We start from the raw sequence: 25,270 nt of genomic DNA, 5'->3' as shown, positions 1-25,270 counted from the left end.
GGTTACAAGGCGATGGATGCGCGCGAGGCGCTCAAGGTCAAGATCACCTTCTAGCCGCGGGGCGCTGCGCGCCGCCTGCCGGCGGCGGGCAGTACATCGCTGCCGCCCGCAGCGTCGACGAGCAGGTCACAAGCTCATGCGATTCATCACGCCCTGCTGCTGCGGCGGATCGTGGACAGCGTCTGCTCCGACGTCTCCGTCGGCCTCGACGCTCTCGACCGCGTCGCTGCCTTCGCCCGTGCCGGGCCAACCGCTTTCCCGCCCGCGGCCCGCTGGCCGGAAGGCGACGAACGGCCGCCACTCCACTGAGTGCAGCCGCGCCGTCCCGATCACCGTGACCACGCTGAAGCTGCTCCAGCAGTACGGCCCGCTCGCCCGGTGCGGTGGTGCTTCCGGCGCTCCGGCCGCGAGACCCTCCACCGGGCCCTGGCCAACCTCGACGACCTCGACACCTGCCAGCGCGAGCGCCGCGCCCGGGAGAAGGCGGCCAAGCGCGCCGAGCAGGAAGCCGTGCGCGAGGCGTCACGCTGCCCGGTGTGCCGCCTCGCCCAGGGCGAGTATCAGAAGCGGAGCGGCGCCAGCAGTGGCACACCCCCTGCAAGCCCGGTCACCGCGACCGGGGAAGGAACCGGGAGGTCGCCCGGACGGTGAAGACCGGGTTCGTGGGACGTGGCAGCAGCAGGACCGGCTGGCTGCGGCCCTCGACCGCCGACGCCGGTGGAATCTGGGGCTCAGAAACACGCGGGTCCCTCATCGGCCGCGACGACTAGTGCGGGTGCCTCGCCGGGGTCTGAACCAACGTGATCCTCGCCCTGGGCCTGGACTTCAGCCTGGTCCCCGAGCCCAGCGGCGCGCAACGCATCATCGACCGGCGGCGCCTGCTTCCGCAGCGACGTGTGCGATCGGACGTCCGGCATCAACCCGCAGGCCCCAAGCGCAGACGTCCTTCGGGGGTCAGCGGTGCGTTCCGATGTGCCCTGCTGGTGAGCTCCTGGAATCGGGGGCCGCGTTCATCGGGAGCCCTCGGATCTCGGGGCTCCCGCGTGTGCGGCTGTGCGTGGCGTCAGCGTGCGAACTTTTCGATGGCCGCTGGGGCGACGGGGGTGAAGAAGTTGACGAGGTTGCCGTCGGGGTCGCGGAGCAGCAGCGACCGGTTGCCCCAGGGCATCGTGGTGGGCTCGTTGACGAAGTCGGTGACGAAGCCGGTCAGGTTCTGGTGAACGCGGTCCACGTCGTCGACGAGGAACTCGGTGATCACGCTGTGGTTGTCCGCCGGGCGGGCAGAGCCCGGGGCGAACAGCGGGACGGTGCGGGTGCCGGCGATCGCGAGGGTGGCGCCACCGGTCGTGAGTTCGGCGAAGTCTTCGGTGGCCCACGTCGCCCGCGCCCCTGTGGCTCGCTCGTAGAACTCGACGAGGCGCGCTACGTCGCTGGTGATGATGCGGATCGAGACGAAGTCCATGGGGATCTCCTTGGTTGTGCTGGAGGCGTGCACGTCGCAGGCTAGGAGAAATAGTGGACAGAATCGGTCCTGTATTCGCGTTAGGCTGCGAACATGCCTCGACCCACCGGCCGCGTGCTGACACTCCTGGAGCTGCTGCAGTCGGGCGGCACCCGGACGGTGGCCGAACTCGCCGACCGGCTCGGCGTCCAAGGGCGCACCGTGCGGCGGTATGTGGACCAGCTGATCGACCTGGACGTGCCCGTGGAATCGGTGCGCGGCCGCTACGGCGGGTACCGGCTCGCTCCCGGGTACCGCTTGCCTCCGCTCATGCTCAGCGACGACGAGGCGCTGGCCGTGCTGCTCGGCCTGGTCGCAGGCCGCCGAGCAGGGCTGACGACGACGGAGCACACGGCAAGCGAGACGGCATCGGCGAAGATCCGACGGGTGCTGCCCAAGCACATCGCCCGTCGGCTCGACACACTCCTGGAAGCTCTCGCCTTCACGGATCAGCCCGGCGAGTTCGACACCCCGGACGCTGGGGTCCTGCTCACCATCGCCGATGCGGTGCGCCACCGCCGACCGGTCTCGATCCGCTACACCGACCGCGACGGACGGCGCAGCGAACGCACGCTGCACGCGTACGGGATCGTCGCCCATGCGGGCCGGTGGTACATCACGGGCAAGGACGCCCAGATCGGCGAGGACCGAACCTTCCGGCTCGATCGCATCGCAGACGCGAGGACCTTGCCCGGCTCATTCGAAGCACCCGTGGGTCCCGGTCCGGCACAGCGTGTGTTGTCAGGGTTCGCCACGGCCGAGTACCGGCATGAGGTGACCTTGCGGATCCACGGGACGGTTGGGCAGATCCGCGCCCACCTTCCCGCCAGCGTGGCGAGCCTGGAGGAGTACGCGCCCGTGGCAGGCGAGGACCGGGCGACCGAGCACTGGCTGCGCGTCGAGCTGCGGGTGGAGCGGCTCGACTGGTTGCCTCCGGTACTCGCCTCACTCGACCGGCCGTTCGTCATCGAGCGCCCCGATGAACTGCGCGACCTCGTCACCGCGCTCGCCGATCGCCTCACGTCCTGCGCCCGCCAAGCCTGACCGCGAGGAACCAATGTCATGAGACGGCACACCTAATGGGCAGTGATGCGGAGCACCGCCAGGCCCACCCCGGCCCATCGAGGCCCTGAAAGAGACTGCGGGCCCCGCGTCGCTCTTTGGGGAGCCGCCGTGTGAACTCGGCGAAAGGCCCAGAAGTCTTCCTCATCCCTGGACATGGCCTCGAATGGGCCGGGCGCTTACAGCGCCTCGGTGGCTTTCTCCGGGGGTCTTCTCCGGCCCTTGCGAAGTCCTTCGCCGGGCAGCCACACTCCGGGCCACGGGCTTTCCCCAGTACGGAGGGGAAGAGGGCCATACCATCGGTTGACCTGTTTCCCGGATGGTCTGGCAGGCATCGAAACAACGATGCTGAATGCGTACGGGGATCCACCGAGCAAAAAGAAACCCTCTGCGTACAGCTTCAAGTCAGAACGAAGTGACCCGCTGAAAAATCCCCTATCCCTGCGCCTCTCGCCCGCTCGGGCGGGAGCGCGACAGGCCGCCGACGCCGGGAACCGGCGCTCGACAGCGGGGTACGGGAGCCCACCCTTCGCAGGGATGCATGGCACCCATACCCGCCAAGCGGAGCCTCAATCCAGAGCTCCGGAGCACAGCAAGGAGAACGATCATGAAGCACAACTTCGGGCGGCGGTTCGCCACCTCGGCAGCGGCACTCGCAGTCGCCGCGGGCGCCCTCCTGACAGTGGGCGGCACCGCCTCGGCTGCGCCGGCAGAGGTAGCCGACCACACCGCGGTTGTGGCGTACCACTCCTCGGACCGGACCCAGTACGGCGACCACCACGACCATCGCGACACTCGTTGGAACGGCCACCACGACCGTGACGACATTCGCTGGGGCGGCCACCACGACCGTCACGACATTCGCTGGGACGGCCACCGCAAGTGGGTGCGGATCGGCAGCGGCTGGTACTGCAACGACCACGGTCGGCAGTACCGCTACGACGGACATTGGTTCTACGTGAAGAACAACGGCGCATGGCACTCCGTGAGCAGCCACGACCGTGGCTTCGACCACCGCATCTTCAACTGACCGCCCAAGGCGGGCACCGGGCCAGCTTTTAGCGCGTCGGCCCGGCCCGCCTCTGGGCCTCCGCGCACCGCGGCCGTTGGTGTGGCAGTGCGCCGACCGGCCCAGGCTCTCGAGGAGCAATCCGAGCCATGCACTATCACGTAGACCAGACGTTGCACATGGAGCTGGTACTTCCGTCCGGCAAGCGCCTCGCGGTGCCAACTCGTCTGCATACGCCACCCAAGACCCGTTTGCCGCGATCATCGTCTTCCAGACCGGCACCGTCCATCAAGTCAGCTGGGCCTTGGCCCGTGACACGCTGACAGAGGCCCTCAACCGGCCCACCGGGCAAGGCAATGTGCACGTCTGGCCGGTCGGTTCCGGGCCCGATGCCGAGCTGAACCTTGCTCTGTCCTCTCCGCACGGGACCGCTTGGCTCACCGCTCCCCTCCCAGTGGTCGCGCAGTGGCTGGGGCGGACGTACCACTTGGTGCCGGTCGGCCAGGAGGTCTCCGGTCTAGATATGGACGCCGAATTGTCACGGCTCCTGGATGGGGCGGCCTGAGATGAACATGCAGCAACGCCGACGAAACGCACGACTCAGGGCCTACGCCCGGCTCAAGCGGCGGTATCCGGAGCTGTTCACCACCCTGGGCGGGCGGAGCCAAACGACGGGCCCGATCCCCACGAACTGATCCCAGGCCGCCCCCGGCCGGGACCGTTACTGATACCAGTAACACTCGCTGCCGCCGGTTACTCCCCCCCCCCGGTCGCCCAACTTCCGACGGCCGACGACCGGCCCACCCTCCCGTCGCGCGAGGGGGGCGTTCCGGGGCCGCCGTCGGGCGGCCCCGGACACGACGGCGCCCCGGCGGGAGCCGATTCGAGCGGCTCCTCGGGGGTGCCTCGTCGTGTTCGGTCTGGGGTCAGCCCTCGTCGCCACCGCTCCCGGCGGCGTGCATCTTCCGTTCGTGGCGGCGCTCGCCGTAGGCCCCGGCCTCCTGGACCCCCTCGCGGGCAAGGCCGATGCCCTCGCAGCCCAGGTCGGCCGCCGACCTGATGGACGAGGCGCCCGCGGCGGCGGTTGTGCCTACGGCGCCGGCTACGGCGGCGAGGGCGCCGAACGCGGCAGTCATGGCGCCGCCCGTGGCTCGCCCAGCGGGCTTGGCGGGCCCGGCCTAGGCGGGCGGCGGTCGAGTTGGCGGCGGCGCTGCCGACGGCGGCGAGAATGCCCTCGACCTTGGTCCCGTCGTGCCACTGCCAGCTGGTCAGGTCGGGGTCGACGACCAGGTCTACGGTGAGGTCGAGGGTGTCGAACCCATCGCCGGTCCGAGCGGTGGGGGTGCTCTAAGTTCACGTACCAGTTCCGCAGCCCGCCGATTGTGTAGAAGGCGTTGACGCTGAACCACGCCGTCGGCGGCTTCCACAGCAGCAGCTCGGTCTCCTGCCACACCGCGGCCGCCAGCTCCCACACGCCACTCGCCATCGCGTCGAACGCCTCGGTGCGCACCGCACGGTCGCCGTCCGCACGGGCCTTGACGTACAGGGCGGGTCTCGGCTCCCGGCGGACAGGCAGCCACCAGGGCCTCGCTCGTGTCGACGGACGACACGCAATGCGTGCTCGCTCCACACGCGGCCAGAGCAGTGCACGTCGCGTCGTACGACCGTCTGGTCCCGTCTCGAAGCTGCACACCCGTTCCTCCTTCGCCGCGGTCGGGCTGTTCGCGCTCACAGGACGGCTGGGCGAGCACTCGTTCGGGGAGGCTTGCCCGAGGGCCCTTTCGGCTTTCCCGGTCAGGTCCGCCGGCGGAAGAGGCCGCGGAGCGCCACGTTCGATTTTCAGGGCCCTAGGGTGATCTACTGCCCCGTCCCTCTGCCGCTTGGAGGAGCGCATGCACGAACTGGCCGTGTCGGCCGCGCAGTTATCGGAGGCGACGTGACTCAGGCTGCCCAGTGGGGGCACTGGCGCCCGCAGTTCCGTTCCGGCGAAGAGACCAAGCGGGTCCGGGCCTGGGACCGGCGTGTGGCCTGACCGGCAGCTCGGCCTCAGCGAGCGCCTGGGGCGACAGCGGGCGGCGGGTCTTGGTCTTGCACGGGGCCCGGTCACTGACCTGCGCGAGAACCGCCCGCTCCAGCGCAATCACATGACCCGCGTCGCGGACCGTCCGCCCGGCCTGGCGCGGCGCGAGCCGGTGCCGGGCGACGACGGCCTTCCCCGCCGTGGCGATGTGCAGGCCGCCCTTGCGGTTTTTCCCCCGCGGCGGGCAGATCGCCACCTGGACGCCGTAGAGCTTCGCGACCCCCGCGAACGTCGGGGTGACCTGGCCACTGGAGGGGTAACAGACGGTCGCCATCCGGTCGAACCGCCACCGTCTGGCGGTGCCGCCGAGCTTGCGCAGCACCTGGTCGGGGACCTAGACCAGGTGCGGGAAGTCCTCCGACTCCGCCAGCACCGCCCGCCACCGGCCCGAATGCGCGAGCGCCCCGACCAGCAGGTGCGCGTGTCCGCCGATGCCCCAGCCCGCGGGTGGATCGGGCAGCTCGACCCAGTCGAACTGGACCTCCTCGCCCGGCGGGTGCTCGATCACCGCGCGGTCCCGGCCCTGCGACGTATGGCAGGGCTCGCAGTACGGCCGGACCTCGTAGCGGCGAAGCGCCCCGGTGAACGTCGAATAGGCGCCGCGGTAGCCGAGTTGGACCACCTCGTCGAACAGGGTGAACGCCCACAAGTGCGGGTCGTCCGCCAGGCGTTGACGGCAGTAGTCCAAGAAGGGAAAAGACGTATCTGGAGCCTGGCGGCGCTGCCGCGGGGCGCGCTCGCCGTTCAGGTAGGCACGGATCGTCTTACGGTCGCGTCCCAGGTGTCTGGCGATCGCGGAGATCGTCCAGCCCTGGCGACGCAGCGCGTGCGCGTCCACGTCTTCCTCCCACGTGAGCACCCAGCCTCCCGAAGAGGCCTGACCCGTTGCCCACGCAGGCTTGCCGTCGCACCCACCACACCGAGATCGCACGAAGGGTGGGGAAATCAACTCAGCAGGTTTGCCCCACTCCCCAGCACCGGGTCGGGATTTTCAAATAGCGCCATCAACGCGTAGCACGTACGTCTGCGTCTTGGCTCTCAGATCGGTGGCTTCCTCCGGGGGTCTTCTCCGGCCGCCCTTGCAAGGTATTTCCGCGTGTTGTGGCGACGGCGGGAGTTCGTGATAGTCGCGGTCGTGGCCGCGGTGACCGCCGTCGCCGTCATGCCGGGCAGCCACACTCCGGGCCTCGGGTTTTCCCCAGTACGGAGGGGAAGAGGGCCATACCATCGACTGGCCTGTTTCCCGGATGGTCTGGCAGGCGTCGAAACAACGAGGCTGAATGCGCACGGATCCACCGAGCAAATGCGTACGGATCCACCGAGCAAAAAAGGAACTCTTTGTGTTCAGCTTCAAGCCACTGCGCCGCCGTACCGCCCGCACCGCTGCCGTCGGCGTTCTCGCAGCTGCGGCCTGCGCCACTGTCATGGCCGGCAGCGCCTCAGCCATCGTCAACGGATCGAACTCCACCGAGCACTACCCGTTCATGGCGACCGTCCCCGAGTCGGCCCCCACGCTCGGTCTGAACGACGGAACCTGCGGGGCGTCGCTGATCGATCAGCAGTGGGTACTGACGGCGGCCCACTGCGTGAAGGGTGACGGCCTGGAGCTGGACGGCATCGTGCGCGTCGGCAGCGACCACCGCAAGTCCGGCGGCACTGTCCGAAAGATCGACCGGATCTTCGTCCACCCCGGCTATGTGAACGGCGAGGGCAAGGCCGCCAACAACAACGACCTCGCGCTGATACGCCTGGACCGCCCGGTCGCCCAGCACCCCATCAAGATCGCCGAGCATGTGGGGCGCCCTGGCACGCCGACCCGGCTCCTGGGCTTCGGCACCACCGTCGACACCGAGCTCAAGTTCCCGGACCGGCTGCAGGAGCTGAACACCCGCAGGGGCGCTGAGTCCGAGTGCGCGCCGGGCTACGCGGGCCCGACCCGGCTGTGCACCATCACCACCGTGCCCAAGGCCATGGCGTGCTTCGGGGACTCCGGCGGGCCGCAGGTCCAGAAGGGCCGGAACGGCCGCTGGGAGCTGATCGGCGTCACCTCCGGGCCCGGTGCCCCGAAGGTGCCGTGCTCGGAGGGCCCTGGCCTCTACACCAACGCACACGCCTACGCGGACTGGATCAACAAGACCATGAAGACCAACCACGCCGTGAAGAACCACCACGCCCCGAAGAACCACCACGGCCTGAAGACCAACAGCACCCTGAAGACCGACGGCGCCCTGTCGACTGCGGCCATGGGCTCCGACCTCGCCGAAACCGGTACGCACGACAACACCGCCGCAATCGCCGGTATGGCCGCCACGCTGGTCGTCGCCGGTGCCGGCACCGCCGTCGCAGTACGCCGCCGCAAGACCCGCCGCGCCGCCTAAGCGAAACCGCCGCAGCCCAAAAGCGGCCCCCTGACCAGGGGGCCGCTGCCCATTGCCGCGTCCTGCCCACCCTCATCCGCCCTGTTTAAGCCGGCGAGGTGGATATCGCGCGGACGCCGACGACGGCCAACTGACAGACCCGGACCCCCGCGCGGACGGAGTGAGCACGGCCGGCACCCTCGCGGCATCTGGTGCGCCCGCTCGCCGGGCATGCATCGTACGGGCACGACGTCCAAACAGGCTTGCACGCCAACTGTTCTGGTCGAAATCTGCGTAGTGGTGACCGGCGGGAGCGCGCGGTGGCCTTTGAGCGGACGCAGCCGGCGGTGCACGCCAGCAACGCGAGCGTCCGGCGCAGTCCCGCGCACTGTCACGCCCCCGCCGGGCCCGGGAGCTCACCGCCCAATAGCCGGCGACGTACGTGGCGTTCGACGTCCTTCCCTCAGTCCGTCTGTCCGACCTTGACGAATTGAGGGCCCGGGGTGTTCTCGGCAATCACCCGGTCGTGTGCGTTCTTCCTGAGGCTCCCTCAACAGCGGGGCATCGGAAACCTCCTACCATCGGGGGCGGGTAGGGCCGAAGAGGCCCCAGCCGGTGGGGGAGCTTGCATCCCGGCTGGGGCCTCTTGTGTGTCCGGCTTTACAGGGCGCGGATGTTCTCCGCCTGCGGGCCCTTCTGACCCTGCGTAACGTCGAACTCGACCTTCTGGCCCTCCTGGAGCTCGCGGAAGCCCTGGGCGGCGATGTTCGAGTAGTGGGCGAAGACGTCCGGGCCGCCGCCGTCCTGTTCGATGAAGCCGAAGCCCTTTTCCGCGTTGAACCACTTCACAGTGCCCTTGGCCATGCCTGTCTCCTTTGAGGGGACTCGTATCGGGTCCCGCACCGTGCGGGATCCGGAGGTGATCGCCCTGGTCCGGAGAGGCGTTGAACAGCAAAAACGCCCGCGATTGCGATCACGGGCGAACGGGACTTCGGAACCACGACTGCTGATCACGACGGTACACCGGCTGGTGGAGCTCGGCCACAAAGAACCACGAAGGCAACATCATCCGTGGGACGACGACCGGCCGCCACTGCGCCAACGGCCATTCCCTTCTCCCCGTAGTGTGAGGGCCTGGCAGCGTCTGGAATCGTGCCCTGGCCTGTCTCATCATCAGTGGATGACTGGGCGCATGGATGTGCCGCGGTTGCGGAAGCTGATCGACGGCGTGGTCGCCGGCCTGTACCAGCGCTATGGTCACCGGGATCTGTCCGAGCTGAGCGAGCGTCTGCGTCTCCCGCCGCCTCCTCGGGAGGAAGGCCACACCAAGCATCAGCGCCAGACGGCCAGTCTGCAAGCCTGCCCCGATGACCGCCTGGGGCAAGTTGCTGAGGCGATCCTCGACAGCGGGCTACTCCCTGTGTCGGAAGGCAACCCACTGCAGGACGTGCTGTGGCTCGGGCGCCCCTACGTGGAGGTTCCTGGGCGTACGCGGCGAGAGCTGCCCCGCCCTTTCAGCGGCGGCGTAATTCCTCGGACCAGGTGCGGAGCTGGCCTTCGAGGGCGAGGTTGTCGCCGCGGGCTACGGTCTGGAGCAGCATGGCGCACACGGTGGCTTCGGCGGCGAGGCCGGCCGGGCTGCCCAGGACGGGGAAGACGTCGCGGACGCGGATGGTGGTGTCCGGCTGGAGCAGCGTGTAGGCGAAGAGGGTGGCCGCGTCGAAGCCTTCCAGAGCGCGGCCCCAGCCCTCCCAGTCGAGAATCCGCAGGGGTGCGGTGAGGTTCGCCCAGTGCAGGTCGGAGTGGGCAGTGGTCCAGCAAGTGACGGCGGGCGCCGGGATGCCTACGAACTGGGGAATCGCCCGGTCCATGTACTGCTGCCGTAAGGCGACACGGTCGGTGGCCGTTGCCGACACCTTTTCCAGCGCCTCCGACAGGTCGGTCCACCAGGAGCCGGGCAGCTGGAGGTCGTGCTGGAGGATCGGGTCGTCGGACAGGACCGGCTGGCCGACGCGCACAGACAGCTCCGCCCGGTAGGCGGTCCCGTCATCGAACACGTCGTGCACGCCCAGGAGCGCGGGCCGGTGCCCGTCGAGATCGCCGAAGGTGTGCTGGGCGTCCAGGGCACCCTCCCACAACTTCCCCGACGCCTTGCCCGCCGGGGCGGACACCAGCCGCAGCCACGCCGGGGCGCCGGCGGCGGTGCGGGCCGGGGCGCCCAGGGTGCGCCCGGCCCATCCCCAGAGCTCCCCGCCCGGCTCGGTCTGGACGTCCAGGGCCTTCGCGGCGCGGGCCTGATGGGCACGCATGCGCTGTTCAGTGTCCGGGTCAGGAGGAGGCGAGTACACCAGTGATCTCCCGCAACTGGGCGACGGTCAGGGAGGGTTGCGCAACGGCGTCAACCGCCTCCCCCCAGTGTGGCGCACTGGACGCGGCAATGAGGACGTGCGTCACTCCTGGGCATGACGCGACCGCCAGAACGCAAGCCTGTGCGGGGGTCAGGCCCGGGCGGATGATGTCGGCGAGTTCCTGGTCGACCATGCCGGGCAGTTCCCCGCCGTGCAGCGGGGCCGACGCCATCACCCGCAGGCCCGCGGCGGCGGCCGGGAGCGGTCCCCGGCCGTGAAGGGCCTGCGTGATCGGCGTCATCATCACCAGGCTGACCGGGAGTTGGACCGCGACCAGGTGGTGCTGTCCGCCGGCGGCTTCAGCGGCCAGGGCGAGCAGCTCCCCCATCGTGAACGTTTCCTCTTCCAGGCCTGCCCAGGTGGCGACCCCGTACCCGGCTACGTGCCCGGCCGCGACCTCTTCCTCCAGGACCTCGAACGCGCCCCTCATCGCCTGATGCAGGGCGGAGCGGTCGCCGGGTTGCGCCCGCTCGGGATTGTGGAGCAGGACCAGGTCCAGTCGGTCGCGCCCGGGCTGGGCGCGGTTGCGGCCGGTCTGCCAGCGCACGTAGTCCGGGGCGAGGCTGTGCCCGGCCCGGGCCTGGTTCTCGGTGAGGACGCTGGCGTTCACGGCGTCGGTGCCGGTGGCCGCCGTGAGGTACCCCGTCTTGGTGGAGACGTTCAGGGACGGGTGGGCGGCCAGGGCCGGGGCCAGCAGATTTTGCGCCTGGCCGGTGGCGTAGTTGGGGGCGGTGTCGATCCACGCGCCGGAGGCGGCCGCGCGGGCAGCCGCCTCCGGGATCGCCTGGCACCGATAGGTGCCCAGAGCGAGCTGTGCCGTCACAGCAGGATCCCTACCACGGCGGCCTGCCCGGCAACGAGCTCCTGGACCAGCCCGGCGACGTCCTCCAGGGCGAGGCCGACCGCGTCGGCGAGCGTGGCCAGGTCCACGGTGCGGCCGTCGACCAGCGGGCGCAGCACCGCCTCCGCCTCGGGCGCGAACTCGTACACGGCGCCGGCGGCGGACAGCGTCACCGCGTCCTCGCCGACGTCCAGCACGGCGCGGGCGGTGGTCAGCCGCACCCGCAGGTGCGGGTCGGCCGGGATGCCGTCGATGTACGGCAGGCTCGGCACCATCCGGCCGACGGCCTGGCCGTCCATCGCAGCCCGGTAGCGGGCGAGCAGCGTCGGGTCCTCCAGCAGTTCGGCGAGCCGCTTGCGCATCCCGTCCACGACGTCGGCCTGGACGTCCAGCGCGGCGAGCAGCGGCAGGTCGCGCCTCCAGTCCTCGCGCGTGAGCATCTGCTCGGACACCCACGCCATCAGGTCCGTCGCCGTGTGGGTCTGCAGGCCGCAGGTGACGTGCAGGGAGCGCACACCCTGGTCGGCGGAGACCGCGTGCCACACCCCGCGCGGCACGTACAGCACGTCCCCGGGGCGCAGGACCAGGTCGGCAATAGGCTCGGCGGGCGCCTCGCCAGGGTCCTCGATGTCCCGGTACAGCGGGTAGGCCCGCGTCGTGCCATAGATCCGCCACCGCTTCGCGCCGTCCAGCTGGACGATGACGGTGTCGTGGTCGTCCCAATGAACGCCGAACCCCTCGGTGCTGGTCCACGACGCGTACAGGTTCGCCTGCACGCGGGTGCGCAGGTCACGCTCGATCGCTTCGGCGAGAAGTGCGATCGGCGGGTGGAGTTCGTCGACGCTGTCCAGCGCGAGGGAGGCGCCCTCCTGCAGGCGGGCGTGCAGTTCGGCCGGGTGCAGACCGTGCCAAACAGTGTGCCGGCGCGGTGGCCACCGGGGCGGTGTACCCGCCGACCAGCAGCGTCTCGCCGTCGCGGGACAGCCGCATGCGCGGCGGCTGAAGCCGGTGGCCGACCAGGATCTGATTGAGGTCGTCCCCCCGGCCACGAAGCAGTCCGGCACGTCGATCCACGGCGAACACGCCCCCAGAGGCGGGAACCGTCAACTGAAACGCGCAATGTTCCTCTCCGCGTTCGCAGCCCTCCACGACCCCGCCTCCCGCGGCTACTACGACCGCTGCCGAGCCTGCGGCAAAACCCACACCCAGGCCCTCCTCCGCCTTGCCCGCCACCGCATCAGCTCCTCTTCGCCATGCTCCGCGACGGAACCTTCTACGAACCCAGGAGCCCCCGGCTCGCTTGACGAAAGACATAGAGGCACCCCCCGCTGCGTCCCGCGGTGTGCACGTAGTCGGACAGGCCGGCCAACTACGCCGATCAGTCACGGTTTGATCGAGGTCAGGCCTCGCGGCGGGAGTCGCGAGGGAAGTACACCGGCCGCGTTTGCCCGTGCCGGTCCCGATCGAGACGCCACTTCGCGGCATAGCGGACGAGTGTGCTCATGGAGACGGTGACGGCGTACTCATCGACGAGGCTGATCCAGATCCCCTTAGCGATCATGCCCTCTTCCAGCATGGGATCGATGAGCGCTTGCAGTGGGTCGACAACAGCGGTCGTTCGCCGGTGAGTCAACGCGTGGGCGGGTGGATCGACAGCGCTGAGCGCGCGTCGAACGGTCCGCCGTGAAACGTTATGCCGTTGGGCCAGGGTGCGAATGGTCAGGCCCCGCCCCGCGGCGTCTCGCCGGATCTCGAAGCAGAGCTGGGCCTCCGCATGATCAGTTTCACTCTGATCGGGCAGTGGTCTGACGAAGACGAGGTCTGATCCGGGCTCGGCCAGAGTCCGCTGCAGCATCTCTGGGGTCGTTGCCGCAAGCGCGGCGAGCCGGTCCAGTCGTGGTTTGCCGAACCACAGTGGAGGGCCGTGCAGGTAGCGCGGCTCGAGGTGCGTCTTCGTCGATGGCTTGGTGGCCCCACCCGGGCCTGCGGGGCCGCGAACCGCAGCGCCTACCCCTTGTCGACCGGGCCCGTGGAGGCCGGGGACTTGCGATCATCCGGCGATCCACCCGCGGCGGATCTCGTGCGCCAGGTCCCGGACGCTGAGCCCGTCGCGGACCCGGGCGGCCAGGGCGACGGCGTCCTTCGGCTCGGCGGTCACCGTCAGCCCGGACGCGGTGAGGTACGCCGCAGCGACGACGGACGCGAAGAGTTCGTTGCGGAACTCCAGCGCGGGGACCTGGATCAGGAGTTGCATGAGAGCCGCCGCCCGGTGGTGGGGCTCGGCATACACCGGGACGTCCAGCACCTGGTCGGCGTGCCGGGCGACGGCGGCCGCGAGACTGCCGTAGTCGGTCACGTCCGGGTCCTGGCGCAGGTGCTGGTGCGCCACGTCCAGCAGCCAGGCCCGGTCAACCTGCAGGATCACGCGGCGGCACCGTCCGGCTGGGCGGCCCGCCCGAACTCCTCGTCGAAAGCGGGCCCCCACGCCTCGGTGAAGTCCTGTGCGGCCGTGAGGAAGCGGCGCCGGTTGGCGTCGTTCGAGAGCACCCGGCCGGCCAGCTCGGGCACGGAGAGACCAGTGCGCTTGGCCTCTTCTGCAAGGGCCGCGTACGCGGCGTCGTCTACCGGTACCTCGATGCTGCGCTTCGCCATGTCGGCAGAGTAGCAGCGGGCCCCCTGCGCCTACAGGTGGCTCCTCAATCTGCCGAAGGCGGATACCAGCCGCAAGGTACGGGGCAACAGCTCAGCCCCAGGGGCGGTCCTCCAGGCTGCCGAGAAGCCGCCGACCGACGCCGTGGTGCTGCTGCACCACGGCGTCGGACTACCACGAGCCGGACCGCGAGCGGGCAGGGAGGCGCGGCCGCTGGTGGGGCAGGAGGTGGGCCTACTTGAAGGTGAGGTCCCAGTGGATGCCGCCGTTGCGGGGGTCTCGTAGACGAACTCGAGGGAGATGCCGTTGAGGGTGCCATGCCAGCGGGTGTCGTTGCCGCGGGGCTTGCCCTTGCGCTGGGTGGTCTTGATCCAGTTGGTGACGCAGCGGCCCTCGTCGCGGGGTGCGCAGGTCGAGCTTGTAGCTTGGCGTGGGAGTACTCGCCGTTGCTGTGGCCGGACTCGGTGCCGCCGGTGATGGTGATGGTGCAGCGGCTGGCCTTCTTCAGGGCGATGCACGTGGCGGTGGTGGGCGGCGGACGGGCGTCCCGTGGACCACCCGAGGTGGGCGGAGCACGGGATCACCCCTGAGAAGGAGGCGAAGATCCTCGCCTCGCTGTGATCAGCTCTCGATGGCGAGGAGGCCCACGTGCGGGGCCAGACGGTGCGGCGGGGACACCCGGTTGAAGTCCTCGATCTGTTCCCGCAGCGTCGTGGGAAGCGGCGCCCCGTGGTAGACGGGGCGCGTCAGGTGCCGGGCGATACGGGCCGTCCTGACGACGATGCCGGTCTTGCGCTGGTCCGCGGGCACAGCCCAGACCAGCTCAAGGGCGTCGGCTGCGCCGTCCACGTCGTCGGCCAGGAGGCGGGCGTGCGCGAGGTCGGCGGCCGCGCCCGCCCGCACGTGAGCGGACTGGGCTTCCTGCGGCCGCTGCGCGAGGAGTTCCAAGGCGCGTTGGGCGTCCGCTTCGGCCCGCTCCGCGTCCCCCATGAGCAGCGCGGTCGTACTGGTGGACATGGCCAGTCGCTCAAGGGAGAACGTGAACTCTCCACCGATCTCGTCGTGGAGATCGTCGTAGCGGTCCTGTCCACCGTCCCGTGGAGAGTTGGATGGCGCGCCGGGCTGATACGACGTCGCCGAGGTGTGCGTGTGCACGGGCCTTGATGGCTTGTAGGCGTCGTATGGCGACGTCGCCGAGCCCGCCGTAGGTCAGGGCGCGGGCCGCCTTGGTTACGGCCTCGGTCGGGTTGCCGGTGTGGTAGGCGATGTAGGCCAGGGTGCCGTCGGCGTACGCGGCCCTGTACTCGTATAGCTAATCCGTTGCTAACGCCACCGTGGGACAGCCGTTGAGCCCCGGTGTTGTTCGAGCAGCATTGCTGATCACCTGGTCAGCTCTGGCTGCCCGAGGGGACGCCGAAGGGATGCCTTTCGTATAGCCGGCACCGAACGCCTCGCCGTAGACCGGCGGCCTTCGGCGTCCCCGACTGCATGGGCGGACGCCACCACCCTGACTGCCGCTCCTCGTTAGCGTTTGTGGGACGAGCCCACTACACGGAGACCTCTTACCGCGCGCGAGCCGTCTGAGCTCCTGCTCAGGCCGAGGCCCGCGTGGTGCGCTGGTGCCGCGAACAACTGGTGAGGTGTCGGCCCAGCCGTCGACCGGTTGAGGCCTGGGATTAGCGTGACGCGCGGCCCGCATGCGCTCGTGACCAGTGCAAAGCCGAGTGCTCAGGGGAGGAGCCAACTTGATCTACTGTGGAATCGACTGGGCCGAAAATGCGCACGACGTCGCCCTTGTCGATGACTCCGGCCAACTGTTGGCCAAGCGCCATATCACCGACGACGCGGTCGGCTACAAGATCCTTCTCGACTTGCTCGGGGAGTACGGCGACAGTGAGGACAAGCCGATCCCGGTGGCGATCGAGACGTCCCGGGGCCTGCTGGTCGCCGTCCTACGGACCGGGACCCGGAAGGTCTTCGCGATCAACCCGATGTCCGCCGCCCGCTACCGTGACCGCCACAGCGTCTCTCGCAAAAAGTCCGACCCTGGCGACGCCCTGGTCCTGGCGAACATCCTCCGCACCGACATGCACGCCCATCGCCCGCTGCCCCAGGACTCGGACGTCGCCCGCGCCATCGCTGTGCTCGCCCGGGCTCAGCAGGACGCAACGTGGAACCGGCAGCAGATCGCCAACCAACTCCGCTCCCTGCCGCGCGAGTACTACCCCTCAGTCCTGGAAGCCTTCGCAAAGTGGGCCAATGGACTGTGCCGTCCTGAGGCGCGCGAGCTTCTGAAGGCTGCACCGACCCCCGCTCGGGCCGCCCGGCTGACCCGCACGCAGCTCCAGGCCGCGCTCAAGCGCGCCGGCCGCAAGCGTGGCATCGAGGAGGAAGCCGACCGTCTCCGCGATGTCTTCCGCGCTGAGTGGGTTCACCAGCCGCCGCTGGTCGAAGATGCGCTCGGCAAGCAGATGCTCGCCCTCCTCATCCAACTGGAAGCTGCCTGCACAGCCGCCGACGACCTGGCCAAGGCGGTGGAAGAGGAGTTCCCTCGGCACCCGGACGCCGAGATCCTGGTGAGCTTCCCCGGTCTGGGCGTTCAGCTCGGCACTCGAGTACTCGCCGAAATCGGAGACGACCGCACCCGCTTCGCCGACGCCCGCGGGCTGAAGGCATACGCCGGCTCCTCACCCATCACCAGGGCCTCTGGCAAGAAGTCGGCCATCACCCGGCGGTGGGTGAAGAACGACCGGCTCAACCACGCCGGCTACCTGTGGGCCTTCTCCGCCCTCCGTGGCTCGCCCGGCGCCATGACCCACTACCGGCGACGACGCGGGCAAGGAGACTGACACGCAGCTGCCCAGAGAAACCTCTTCAACCGCATGCTCGGCCAGCTCTACCACTGCCTCCAACAAGGCGAGAACTATGACGAATTCCGGGCATTCCCCGTGGCCGCGCCGGTGCCGGAAGCCAGTGCCGCCTGACCGGAGCAGCTGCCCACCGGCGTGAGGCAGTCCTCCAGGGCCGCGCGCTGCGTGTCAGGGAGGTGATCGCCCAGCGGCGTTTCGCGGGGACTGTCTTCGCCTGCGCAGATCCAGGCGCGCTCGTCCTCGTCGTAGGACCAGGGGGCGACTCCCCACATCGGGTGTCCTTGGAGGAGAAGGCGGGCCAGGGGCCCGCAGTCGTCCGGGGCACCGTGGGCTATGAGTGCGTCCTTCACCAGGGTGACTGCTTCGGCCGGGATGTCCGTGTCGCCCAGCACGGGCAGCAGAAGAAGCAGCCGGGCATGCGGGTCGGTCACTCCTTCTCCGTCCCCTGGGGTGTCAAGGAGAGCAACGAGCTCGGCCCAACACAGGCCGGGGCCGATGCGATCCTCGTCGGTACTGGCGAGGACCAGGTCATTCGTCCACCAGTCGGGGTGGACGACGAAGTAGTCGGTGGAGGTGTACTCCTCACCGCTGTTGTAGTGCACGAGGACGCTGTGTCCGCCCGCCAGCGGAATTCGGAACATCGGCCAGGCGGCCTTGTCGCACAGGCGCTCCAGCATGCCCTCGACGTCCGCCGGGTCAACACCGAAGGACTCCACCAGTGCATCGCCGTACAGGTCGAACAGGTGGGCGGCCCAGAACTCCGGCTCCGCCAGCAGCGGCAGACCGTCGACCACAGGAGAGGAGGCATACAAATGTCGTGCCATGACCATGCCGTTATTCTCGCGCCCGGTGATCGCGACTGTCCGATCACCCCCGGTTAAGGCGCGGGCAACTTGACGTCTTGGCATCGTGAGGTGTCTGCCGCTACCCGTCATGTAGCGGAGCGTGACTGACTTCCGAGATCTGTAGTGGGGGCATGCAGATTGACGCGGTTCTCGGACTCGCGGCGGGCCTTGCGCTGGGTCGGGACCGCCGCGGCGCCGTCGAGGGCCTGGCAGAGGTCGAGGAGTCGGCGGTGGATCGCGGGCACAGCGGTGATGCGCAAGGTGTAGCCCTGGCCGCGCCGTACGGTCACGCCTTGGTCGAGCACGGCGCGCTCGACGGGTGCCAGATCGGCGGCGCGGAGGAAGTCGGCCACCTTCCCCGGCATGTCGACGACCACCGACAGCTCCGGGGCCGGGGTGCCCGCGTCGACGGGCGTGTACTCGGGCAGCAGGTCCGCGACGGCGGTGCGGATGGCGCCGCGGCTGACGTTGTGATCGCGGGCGAGGGCGGCGATGGACTGGCCTTCCAGGTACGCGGCGCGCACGCCCTCGGTCTTCCCGGCCGTGACTGCCGGGCGGCGTCCGCCCTTGTTGCCCTTCGCCTCGGCAGCCCGTAGTCCGTCGTACGTCAGCTCGCGCTGGAGATCGCGCTGGAGTTCGCCGGCAGCAGCGAGGGTCTGCACCATGAACTTCACGGTGGACAGGAGCTCTCCGGTGCGCGGGTGGCGGGCGGTGAGGTCCATGGCGGAGAACGCGCCGTCGTGGATGCGCAGGGCGAGGCGGTCGCGGTGCAGGACGTCGAGCACGTCGAGGATGTGCTGGGTGCCGCGCCGAGTTCGTCGCGGGTCTCGGGGCTCGCGAGCAGTGCGTCGTGGAGCTTGGTCGCGAAGACCCCGGGGCCTGGATCTCGACCGCGTCGCTTTCCGGGGTGGCAGATGCGCTCCACGGCCCCAGGCCGCGCAGACTTGGGGATGCGGCATGCGGCCGACGAAGCGAGGGTGATCCCATGACCGGCTTCAGAGGACCGCACGGACCGCGAGTGCTGGGCCGGGTGCGCCGACGGCGGCGCACCCGGCCCATGACCACCGACACATCCTCGCAGCGGAAGGAAGGCGCCTCATGACAGCAGTGCACAGCTCACGCTTCGAGGGCAAGGTCGCCGTGGTGACCGGCGGCAGCCGGGGCATCGGCGCTGCGGTCGCCATGCGGCTGGCCGTGGAGGGTGCCGCCATCGTGATCGGCTACCGAAGCAACCAGGAAGCGGCGCAGGCCCTCGTCTCCGCACTCACCGCGGACGGCCGCCGCGCCCTCGCACTCCGTGCCGACGTCGCCGACCCCGACCAGACCAAGGCACTGATCGAGCGGGCCGTAGCCGAGTTCGGACAGCTCGACGTCCTGGCATCCTGCGCGGGCATCGAGCACTTCGACGCTCTGGAGAACATCACCCCAGCCGACTTCGACCGCGTCTTCGCGATCAACACCCGCGGCCAGCTGTTCGCCACCCAGTACGCCGCCGCCCACATGGGCGCAGGCGGCAGGATCGTGCTCACCTCCTCCACCAGCGCATCCCACGCAGTGTTCCACCACACCCTGTACGCCGCATCCAAAGCAGCCGTGGAAGCAATGGTCCTCAACCTGTCCGCCGAACTCGGCCAGCGCGACATCACCATCAACGCCATCGCGCCCGGCGGTACCGCCACCGACATGGCCGCCGAAGCCGGCGCCCTCTACCAGCACCCCCAGTTGAGGAACACCATGCCCCTGGACCAGTGGACCGCAGTGCACGGCGCGCTCGGCCGTCTGGCGCAACCCGAGGAGATTGCCGCCGGCTACGCCTTCCTCGCCTCCGACGACTCTGCCTACATGACAGGCCGCACCCTGCCCATCGACGGCGGCTTCTTCTAAAGGGGGTGGGATGACGCGGCATGCGACCTTGAGAGCGGAGGTCATCAGGTGGCCTGTGGCTGTGCGTAGCGGGCTCAGGAAGGCGCCCGTAGGCTCCGCACTCACTAGACCAGAGCCTGCGCTGAGTTGAGATTGCGGGTTTCGCTGTTTCGCTGTCCCGGCCGGGCCGGGGCGGTAGACAGGCGGGATGATCCGGGGTGATCTCACGAACGATGAGTGGACCGTGTTCGAACCGCTGTTGCCGCTGGGCGAACGCGGTCCCATTCCTGACCTGTGCAGACTCGTCAACGGCGTGATGTGGCGGTTCCGCACGGGCGGTCCGTGGCGCGACATGCCCGAGCGGTACGGGCCCTGGTCCACCGTCTATGGACGGTTCCACCTCTGGGCCAGGTCCGGGGTCTTCCAGACGCTGATGGAAGCGGTGATCGCCGAGGCCGCCGCGCGCGGTCAGGCGGACCTCGACCTGGTGAGCGTGGACTCCACCGTGGCCCGGGCCCACCATCACGCCGCCGGGATGGCCGTCGACGCGGAGCTGCTCGACGCCCTGGGGAAGGCCGTCGCGGAGGAAAAGGGGCTTCGCCAAAGGGACAGAACGCCCAAGTAGCCGAACCGGACGAGCAGGCGGATGCTGTCCGCGAGGAGCGACGGCGCCTGCGCCGACGCCGCAAGGCCCGGCTCCGCGCCGCCGAACTGGGGCGCTCACGCGGCGGGTTGACCAGCAAGGTGCACCTGGCAGCAGACCGCCGCTGCCGCCCGCTGTCCTTCGTCCTCACCCCCGGCCAGGCCGCCGACAGCCCTCGTTTCACTGCCGTCCTGGAGCTCATCAAGGTCCGGGGCCCGGTCGGCCGGCCCCGCACCCGCCCTGCCGCCGTGGCCGCGGACAAAGCGTATTCCTCCCGCGCCAACCGCGCCTACCTGCGCAGACGCAGTATCCGGGCAGTGATCCCGGAGAAGACCGACCAGGCAGCCAACCGGAAGAAGAAGGGCCGCCGGGGCGGGCGACCCCCCGCCCATGACACCGGGCTCTACCGAGACCGCAACACAGTGGAACGCTGCATCAACAAGATCAAGGAGTGGCGCGGGCTCGCCACCCGCTACGACAAAACCCCGGCCAGCTACCTCGCCGGACTCCACCTACGCGGCGCGGTCATCTGGCTCCGCAGCCTCACTTGAAGATCTCAACTCGGCACAGACCCCAGACGAGTGTGTCCGATGTGATCAGTGATCGAGGGCGATCAGTGAGCGGGTGACAGGTGCGCCGATCTTGTTGTTGTGCCAGACGCTGGCGGCAAGCGCGAGGAGGCGCCGGGCGCCCCGGACAGCGACGCCCTCGAAGGTCCGTCCGCCATGTTGTTCCAGGTCAAGCTGCCCCTTGAGGGTGTCATTGACCGACTCGATCAGCTGGCGGACCTTCTTGAGCATCGGCTCTCCGTAACGCTTCTTCTCCCGCTTGAGTGAGGGCCGCAGCAACTCGATACCGAGCTGGCTGAGGTCCTTCTCGAACGGCTTGGACGCGAAGCCCTTGTCCGAGATGAGCAGGATGCCCTCGCGCCGGGCGACCAGCGTGGCGTCGATTTCGAGCATCGCGGCCAGGACCTGGCGTTCCCCGATCTTCGGGCTGGCCAGCGCCCACATGATCGGCATGCCCGTCGGCGTGCAGACCAGGTATAGGCATCGCTGAGACGGGGAGGGGCCGGCCCCGCGGGCACCCTTGCCTCGCCTGTGCCTCGCCTGGATGAGCGGACGTCAGCTGTCGAAGCCGAGGCCGAGCCGGTCGAGGGTCTTGAGCCAGAGGTTGCGCCGTCCGGAGTTCTCGTCCGCGCGGGCGAGGGACCGACTGGTGGCCTGGATTCCCGCCCAGCGGATCGGTTCCGGCGGGAACGGAAGGGGCTTGCGCCGCACCATCTCCAGTTCGGTCCGCTCCGTTCGCTCGCCGGCCAGCAGGTCGAGCATCACCTCGGCTGCGAAGCGGGTCGCGCCCACGCCCAGGCCGGTGAATCCGGCCGTATGGGCGACCCGGCCCCGGTGAGTGGTGTCGAAGAACGCGCAGAAGCGGGTGCAGGTGTCGATCGCGCCGCCCCAGGCGTGGGTGAAGCTCAGCCCCTCCAGCTGCGGGAAGGTCCAGAAGAAGTGCCGAGCCAGGGTGGCGAAGGTTTCGGGCCGCTGGTCGTGCTCGGCGCGCACTCGGCCCCGGTAGTGGTAGACGGCGTCGTAGCCGCCCCACAGGATGCGGTTGTCGGCGGAGAGCCGCACGTAGTGGAACCGGTTGGCGGCGTCGGAGAATCCCTGCCGGTTGTGCCAGCCGACGGAGGCGAGCTGTTCGTCCGTCAATGGCTCGGTCATCAGCGCGTAGTCGTACACGGGCACGGTGTAGAGGCGGTGCCGCTTGAGGAGGGAAGGGAAGGCGTTGGTCGCAAGGGCTACCCGGTTCGCGAGGACGCGGCCGTAGGGGGTCCGCACCGCGATCCCCGGGCCGGCCTCCGCCACGGCTGTGGCCGAGGTGTGCTCGTGGATGCGTACGCCGAGGTCCAGACAGGCCTGCTTGAGGCCCCACGCGAGGTGCGCGGGGTTGAGCATCGCAGTGCCGTCCTTGTCCCAGAGCGCGCCCAGGAAGGTCGGTGAGTTGATCTCGGCGCGAACCTGGTCGGCGTCCAGGACGGTCTGCTCGCAGCCGTAGCGGGCGGCGAGCCCGGCGAACTCGTGCATGTCGTCGATCTGGTACGGCTCCGTCGCCACGTTGAGAGAGCCGGTTCGCCGCCAGTCGCAGTCGATGCCGTACTTCTTGATCGTGTCCTCGATCGCCTGAAGGTTCCGCATGCCGAGCCGCTCCAGCTCGGCGAGCTCGCCGGGCCAGCGATCCATGCCGCTGCTCAGACCGTGGGTGAGGCTGGACTCGCAGAAACCTCCGTTGCGACCGGAGGCAGCCCAGCCGATCTCCTCGCCTTCGATCAGGACCACGTCGCGAGAGGGGTCGCGTTCCTTGGCGATCAGGGCGGTCCACAGGCCGTTGTAGCCGCCGCCCACTACGAGCAGATCGCAGCTTGTGTCGGCGACCAGGGCCGACGTGGCCTGCGGGCGGCCGGGGTCGTCCAGCCAGAACGGGGTGGGGCCGGCGTCCTTGAGCGCGCGGACGGGATCCATGGAGGACTCCTTGGGTGCAGGGAGGGGTTGGCCTCCGGGGTCCGGCCATCAGACCTCCCGCCCCAGAAAAGTGTCAACGATGTTGACATAAGCCTGCTCACTCCGGGACCCAGGTCGACACCCCCGGTGTCGCGGCAGCGTTGCGCCCAGCCCGGGCCCATACGGGGCGCCTGGCGAGGGCGTGCGATCCGGGCCTCAGCCGGCCTCCGCACCCGCGCCCGGAAGCCTGGCCGCGACGGCGTCGAGCAGCAGTTCCAGCGCGAAGGGATAGCCGCTGAGCGGCATCTCGGCGGCCAACAGGCGCACGGTGGCGGCGATGTTGGGGTGGGTGCCCGTGTCCAGGCCGCCGTAGCGGACCTGCCACACCTTGAGGTCGGCCGCCTGTGCGGGAGCCGGCATGGCCAGCGCGGCCGCGTCCAGGGCCGCGAAGGCGAGCGCCTGGTCCACGAAGGCGTGGTAGATCCGTACCGCTTCCGGGTCGCGGAAGCCGGCCGACCGCAGCACGCCGAGGATCATCTCCACGGCCCGCATCTCGTTGTCGCGCCCCGTCGTGCGGTGTGCCGCGAGCAAGGCGGCCTGCGGGTGTGCCTGGTACGAGGCATGGACGCGCAAACCCAGCTCGCACAGGTCGGTACGCCAGTCGCCAGTGGGCTGCCAGCCGTGCTGGGCACGGCCGATGAGCTCGTCGGCGATGGCCAGCAGCAAGTCGTCGGTGTTGCGGAAGTACCGGTAGAGCGCGCTCGGATCGGCGCCCAGTGCGGCTCCCAGCCGCCGGACCGTCAGCGCCTCCGCACCGTGCTGGCCGACCAGCCGAAGGGCCGTCTCCACGATGACCCGCTCGGACAGCACCGTGCCCTGCTTCGTCGGCTTTCTGCGCCGTCGAAGCGGCTCCGGAACCACACGCTCAGCCATGGCCGGAGCTTATGACAACGCCATTGACATGTGAAGAGGCCAAGGACTTCCATGGCCTGCCATCAGGCCCGTTCGGCCACGTTCCCCTACCAGCAAGGCGAAGATCATTGGCAGTACCAGTGAAGGACGCGGGCAGCACGCCGGGAAACAGCCCCCAAGTCCCCAAGACCGCGATGCGGAAGTCCATAGGCGTCGTCGACGGCATCGTCCTCGCCGCGTCGAGCACCGCGGCCACCAGCAGCATCGGTATCGGACTCGGTCTGATGGCGAGCATCGTCGGCCTGCACCTGCCGGCGATCATGCTGCTGGCCTTCCTGCCCGTACTCGGCATCGCCGGCGGATACGGACGGCTCAACCGCGCCGAACCCAACGCCGGCAGCAGCTACAGGTGGGTCGGCCGCATCCTCAACCCCTGGCTGGGCTTTCTGACCGGATGGGTCAACGTCGTCGGCACGATCGTGTTCATGGCGTACACCACCACGGTGACCGGCTCGGCGATCATCCAGCTCCTCGGACAGGCCACCGTCCACAGCGTCGCCGGCCTCTCCCTCGATCCGGACTCCACCCTCCAGTCCACCCTCCTCGGCATGGCCGTCCTGGTCGCCGCGGCGCTGGTCGCCGTCCGCGGGCTCGACCTCGCGGCGCGTCTCCAGAAATACCTGCTGATCTTCGAATACGGCGTGCTGCTCGCCTTCTGCGGCTACGGCCTGTTCGTCGGGGACCAGCCCTTCTCGCTCCAGTGGTACAACCCCTTCGACATCCCCTCGGCCGAAGCCCTCGCCCAGGGCATGCTGCTCGCGGTCTTCTGCTACTGGGGCTTCGAGTCGGTCTTCAGCGTGGGTGAGGAGGTCGGTGACCCGCGGGACGCCTCCCGCGGCGGGTTCGTTGCGCTGACCGTCATGCTGCTCCTGTTCCTGCTCGCCGGCACCGCCTTCCAGCGGGTCCTGCCGCTGGGCGAACTGTCCGACAACGGCGCGCAAGGGCTCGCCTACTTCGGCACGAAGCTCGCCCACCAGCCGCTGGCCGCACTGCCGCTCATCGCCCTCATGTTCTCCGCGGTGGCGTCGCTCCAGGCCTCCGTCATCCCCACCGCCCGCGGGATGTACGCGATGGGCCGCGACGGCGTTCTCGGCTCCGTCTGGACGCGCCTGCACCCCAGGCACGGGACCCCCGCCGCCGGCACCCTGCTGATCACCGCGATCGCCCTTGCCCTCGCCGTACTGGCGCTGGTCATCCCCACCGTGAACGACTTGATCTTCGCCGCGGTCAACGCGATCGGCATCGTCGTCGCCCTCTACTACGCCCTCACCGCCACGGCCGCCGCCGTGCACTTCCGCCACCTGCTGCGCACCTCGCCGACGGAGGCTCTGCGTGCGGTCGTCGGACCGGTGCTGGGCGCGCTCGCGCTGCTCGCCATCGGCGGCTACCTCGCATGGACCTTCTACCGCTCCACCGATCACCTCGAACTCTCAGCCGACAACGGCTGGTTCGCGCTGCTCGTCCCGGTGCTGATGATCGGCTCCGGCCTGCTGGCCGCCGCATGGGCCCGCTGGCACCGCAGGTCGCCCTACTTCTCCCGTTCCCGCGATGCCGCCTCCGGCAACGACCCGATCAGCACCGGCTGACCAGCACCCCGCGGACACACGACGCGGACCGCGACACCTCATTTCCCTCCCACGGTCCACGAACGGGCCGCCGACCACCAGGAGC

General features: G+C 69.5%; 23 protein-coding genes and 5 pseudogenes. 11 read left to right on the top strand and 17 right to left on the bottom strand.

What is annotated here, in order from left to right:
• Positions 1-126: 126 nt before the first annotated feature.
• On the bottom strand, positions 127-342 hold the full coding sequence (locus CG719_RS32430; RefSeq protein ID WP_100572263.1) for a hypothetical protein: 216 nt from the start codon (positions 340-342) through the stop codon (positions 127-129).
• A 36-nt stretch (positions 343-378) separates the two neighbouring features.
• Here CG719_RS32430 and CG719_RS32425 point away from each other — a divergent pair, with 36 nt between their 5' ends.
• Positions 379-651, top strand: a complete 273-nt coding sequence (locus CG719_RS32425) for a hypothetical protein (RefSeq protein ID WP_100572262.1) — start codon at positions 379-381, stop codon at positions 649-651.
• Positions 652-1,063: 412 nt separating this feature from the next.
• Here the strand turns inward: CG719_RS32425 and CG719_RS32420 are convergent, their stop codons facing one another.
• Positions 1,064-1,462, bottom strand: a complete 399-nt coding sequence (locus CG719_RS32420) for a VOC family protein (protein WP_100572261.1) — start codon at positions 1,460-1,462, stop codon at positions 1,064-1,066.
• A 93-nt stretch (positions 1,463-1,555) separates the two neighbouring features.
• Between CG719_RS32420 and CG719_RS32415 the strand changes: the two genes are divergently transcribed.
• From CG719_RS32415 to CG719_RS37655, 3 genes are all read left to right on the top strand, one after another.
• Positions 1,556-2,545 (top strand): helix-turn-helix transcriptional regulator, encoded by a 990-nt coding sequence (locus tag CG719_RS32415; RefSeq protein WP_100572260.1) that lies wholly within the window; start codon positions 1,556-1,558, stop codon positions 2,543-2,545.
• Positions 2,546-3,170: 625 nt separating this feature from the next.
• The gene (locus CG719_RS32410; protein WP_100572259.1) at positions 3,171-3,593 is read left to right on the top strand and encodes a hypothetical protein; all 423 of its coding nucleotides are present in this window, start codon (positions 3,171-3,173) and stop codon (positions 3,591-3,593) included.
• The gene (locus CG719_RS37655; RefSeq protein ID WP_100572258.1) at positions 3,565-4,137 is read left to right on the top strand and encodes an SsgA family sporulation/cell division regulator; all 573 of its coding nucleotides are present in this window, start codon (positions 3,565-3,567) and stop codon (positions 4,135-4,137) included. Before CG719_RS32410 ends, CG719_RS37655 begins: the two co-directional genes overlap by 29 nt.
• 361 nt (positions 4,138-4,498) lie before the next feature.
• Here the strand turns inward: CG719_RS37655 and CG719_RS32400 are convergent, their stop codons facing one another.
• Both CG719_RS32400 and CG719_RS36905 read right to left on the bottom strand, forming a co-directional pair.
• Complete coding sequence (locus tag CG719_RS32400) at positions 4,499-4,708, bottom strand: hypothetical protein (protein ID WP_100572257.1); 210 nt, start codon at positions 4,706-4,708, stop codon at positions 4,499-4,501.
• Between the two features lie 1,278 nt (positions 4,709-5,986).
• The gene (locus tag CG719_RS36905) at positions 5,987-6,511 is read right to left on the bottom strand and encodes a terminase gpP N-terminus-related DNA-binding protein (protein ID WP_234375868.1); all 525 of its coding nucleotides are present in this window, start codon (positions 6,509-6,511) and stop codon (positions 5,987-5,989) included.
• A 481-nt stretch (positions 6,512-6,992) separates the two neighbouring features.
• On the opposite strand from CG719_RS36905, the pseudogene CG719_RS32390 reads away from it, so the two are divergent.
• Both CG719_RS32390 and CG719_RS37650 read left to right on the top strand, forming a co-directional pair.
• Positions 6,993-7,802 (top strand): annotated as a pseudogene (locus CG719_RS32390) (S1 family peptidase); the annotation flags it as partial.
• Positions 7,791-8,030, top strand: coding sequence for an LAETG motif-containing sortase-dependent surface protein (locus CG719_RS37650; RefSeq protein ID WP_376492617.1), 240 nt, complete (start codon positions 7,791-7,793; stop codon positions 8,028-8,030). The pseudogene CG719_RS32390 and the gene CG719_RS37650, both read left to right, overlap by 12 nt.
• A gap of 639 nt (positions 8,031-8,669) precedes the next feature.
• Here CG719_RS37650 and CG719_RS32385 read toward each other — a convergent pair.
• The 4 genes from CG719_RS32385 to CG719_RS32365 all read right to left on the bottom strand — a co-directional run bounded on the left by CG719_RS32385 (position 8,670) and on the right by CG719_RS32365 (position 12,034).
• Positions 8,670-8,873, bottom strand: a complete 204-nt coding sequence (locus tag CG719_RS32385; RefSeq protein ID WP_100572255.1) for a cold-shock protein — start codon at positions 8,871-8,873, stop codon at positions 8,670-8,672.
• A 650-nt stretch (positions 8,874-9,523) separates the two neighbouring features.
• Positions 9,524-10,318 carry a hypothetical protein gene (locus CG719_RS32375; RefSeq protein ID WP_234375867.1) on the bottom strand — a complete coding sequence of 265 codons (795 nt, stop codon included), beginning with the start codon at positions 10,316-10,318 and terminating at the stop codon, positions 9,524-9,526.
• Between the two features lie 19 nt (positions 10,319-10,337).
• The gene (locus CG719_RS32370; RefSeq protein WP_100572252.1) at positions 10,338-11,240 is read right to left on the bottom strand and encodes an aldo/keto reductase; all 903 of its coding nucleotides are present in this window, start codon (positions 11,238-11,240) and stop codon (positions 10,338-10,340) included.
• A complete protein-coding gene (locus tag CG719_RS32365) occupies positions 11,237-12,034 on the bottom strand; it encodes a JmjC domain-containing protein (protein WP_324839231.1) in 798 nt (265 codons plus the stop codon). The genes CG719_RS32370 and CG719_RS32365 overlap by 4 nt, the downstream gene beginning before the upstream one ends.
• A gap of 265 nt (positions 12,035-12,299) precedes the next feature.
• Here CG719_RS32365 and CG719_RS32360 point away from each other — a divergent pair.
• Positions 12,300-12,562: pseudogene (locus tag CG719_RS32360) on the top strand (transposase); the annotation flags it as partial.
• Between the two features lie 95 nt (positions 12,563-12,657).
• Here CG719_RS32360 and CG719_RS32355 read toward each other — a convergent pair.
• From CG719_RS32355 to CG719_RS36005, 4 genes are all read right to left on the bottom strand, one after another.
• Positions 12,658-13,113: an HTH domain-containing protein gene (locus CG719_RS32355; RefSeq protein WP_100572251.1), complete on the bottom strand. Its 456-nt coding sequence runs from the start codon at positions 13,111-13,113 to the stop codon at positions 12,658-12,660.
• Positions 13,114-13,308: 195 nt separating this feature from the next.
• Positions 13,309-13,683 (bottom strand): fic family toxin-antitoxin system, toxin component, encoded by a 375-nt coding sequence (locus CG719_RS32350; RefSeq protein ID WP_100572250.1) that lies wholly within the window; start codon positions 13,681-13,683, stop codon positions 13,309-13,311.
• Complete coding sequence (locus CG719_RS32345; protein WP_100572249.1) at positions 13,680-13,910, bottom strand: hypothetical protein; 231 nt, start codon at positions 13,908-13,910, stop codon at positions 13,680-13,682. Before CG719_RS32345 ends, CG719_RS32350 begins: the two co-directional genes overlap by 4 nt.
• Before the next feature lie 619 nt (positions 13,911-14,529).
• Positions 14,530-15,063, bottom strand: coding sequence for a hypothetical protein (locus tag CG719_RS36005; protein WP_199836868.1), 534 nt, complete (start codon positions 15,061-15,063; stop codon positions 14,530-14,532).
• A gap of 590 nt (positions 15,064-15,653) precedes the next feature.
• Between CG719_RS36005 and CG719_RS32325 the strand changes: the two are divergent.
• Positions 15,654-16,892, top strand: a pseudogene (locus tag CG719_RS32325) (IS110 family transposase).
• Here the strand turns inward: CG719_RS32325 and CG719_RS32320 are convergent.
• Positions 16,832-17,602: a hypothetical protein gene (locus tag CG719_RS32320; RefSeq protein WP_159025004.1), complete on the bottom strand. Its 771-nt coding sequence runs from the start codon at positions 17,600-17,602 to the stop codon at positions 16,832-16,834. The pseudogene CG719_RS32325 and the gene CG719_RS32320 overlap by 61 nt on opposite strands.
• A gap of 107 nt (positions 17,603-17,709) precedes the next feature.
• Positions 17,710-18,408, bottom strand: coding sequence for a hypothetical protein (locus tag CG719_RS32315; protein ID WP_234375865.1), 699 nt, complete (start codon positions 18,406-18,408; stop codon positions 17,710-17,712).
• Positions 18,409-18,721: 313 nt separating this feature from the next.
• Between CG719_RS32315 and CG719_RS32310 the strand changes: the two genes are divergently transcribed.
• Both CG719_RS32310 and CG719_RS32305 read left to right on the top strand, forming a co-directional pair.
• Entirely contained in the window at positions 18,722-19,507 is a 786-nt protein-coding gene (locus CG719_RS32310; protein WP_234375864.1) for an SDR family NAD(P)-dependent oxidoreductase, read from the top strand.
• 187 nt (positions 19,508-19,694) lie between these two features.
• Positions 19,695-20,680: pseudogene (locus CG719_RS32305) on the top strand (IS5 family transposase).
• A 45-nt stretch (positions 20,681-20,725) separates the two neighbouring features.
• Here CG719_RS32305 and CG719_RS32300 read toward each other — a convergent pair.
• From CG719_RS32300 to CG719_RS32290, 3 genes and pseudogenes are all read right to left on the bottom strand, one after another.
• A pseudogene (locus tag CG719_RS32300) lies at positions 20,726-21,178 on the bottom strand (transposase); the annotation flags it as partial.
• Between the two features lie 75 nt (positions 21,179-21,253).
• Positions 21,254-22,648, bottom strand: a complete 1,395-nt coding sequence (locus CG719_RS32295; RefSeq protein ID WP_100572246.1) for an NAD(P)/FAD-dependent oxidoreductase — start codon at positions 22,646-22,648, stop codon at positions 21,254-21,256.
• A 195-nt stretch (positions 22,649-22,843) separates the two neighbouring features.
• Positions 22,844-23,560, bottom strand: coding sequence for a TetR/AcrR family transcriptional regulator (locus CG719_RS32290; RefSeq protein WP_100572245.1), 717 nt, complete (start codon positions 23,558-23,560; stop codon positions 22,844-22,846).
• Positions 23,561-23,667: 107 nt separating this feature from the next.
• On the opposite strand from CG719_RS32290, the gene CG719_RS32285 reads away from it, so the two are divergent.
• A complete protein-coding gene (locus tag CG719_RS32285; RefSeq protein ID WP_442802761.1) occupies positions 23,668-25,185 on the top strand; it encodes an APC family permease in 1,518 nt (505 codons plus the stop codon).
• The last annotated feature ends 85 nt before the right edge of the window (positions 25,186-25,270 follow it).

The organism is Streptomyces sp. CB01373 (assembly GCF_002803075.1).
In the GTDB taxonomy this organism is placed as follows: domain Bacteria; phylum Actinomycetota; class Actinomycetes; order Streptomycetales; family Streptomycetaceae; genus Streptomyces.
Note: the sequence above shows the minus strand (reverse complement) of the source record. Positions and strands in the feature narration are given on the sequence as shown.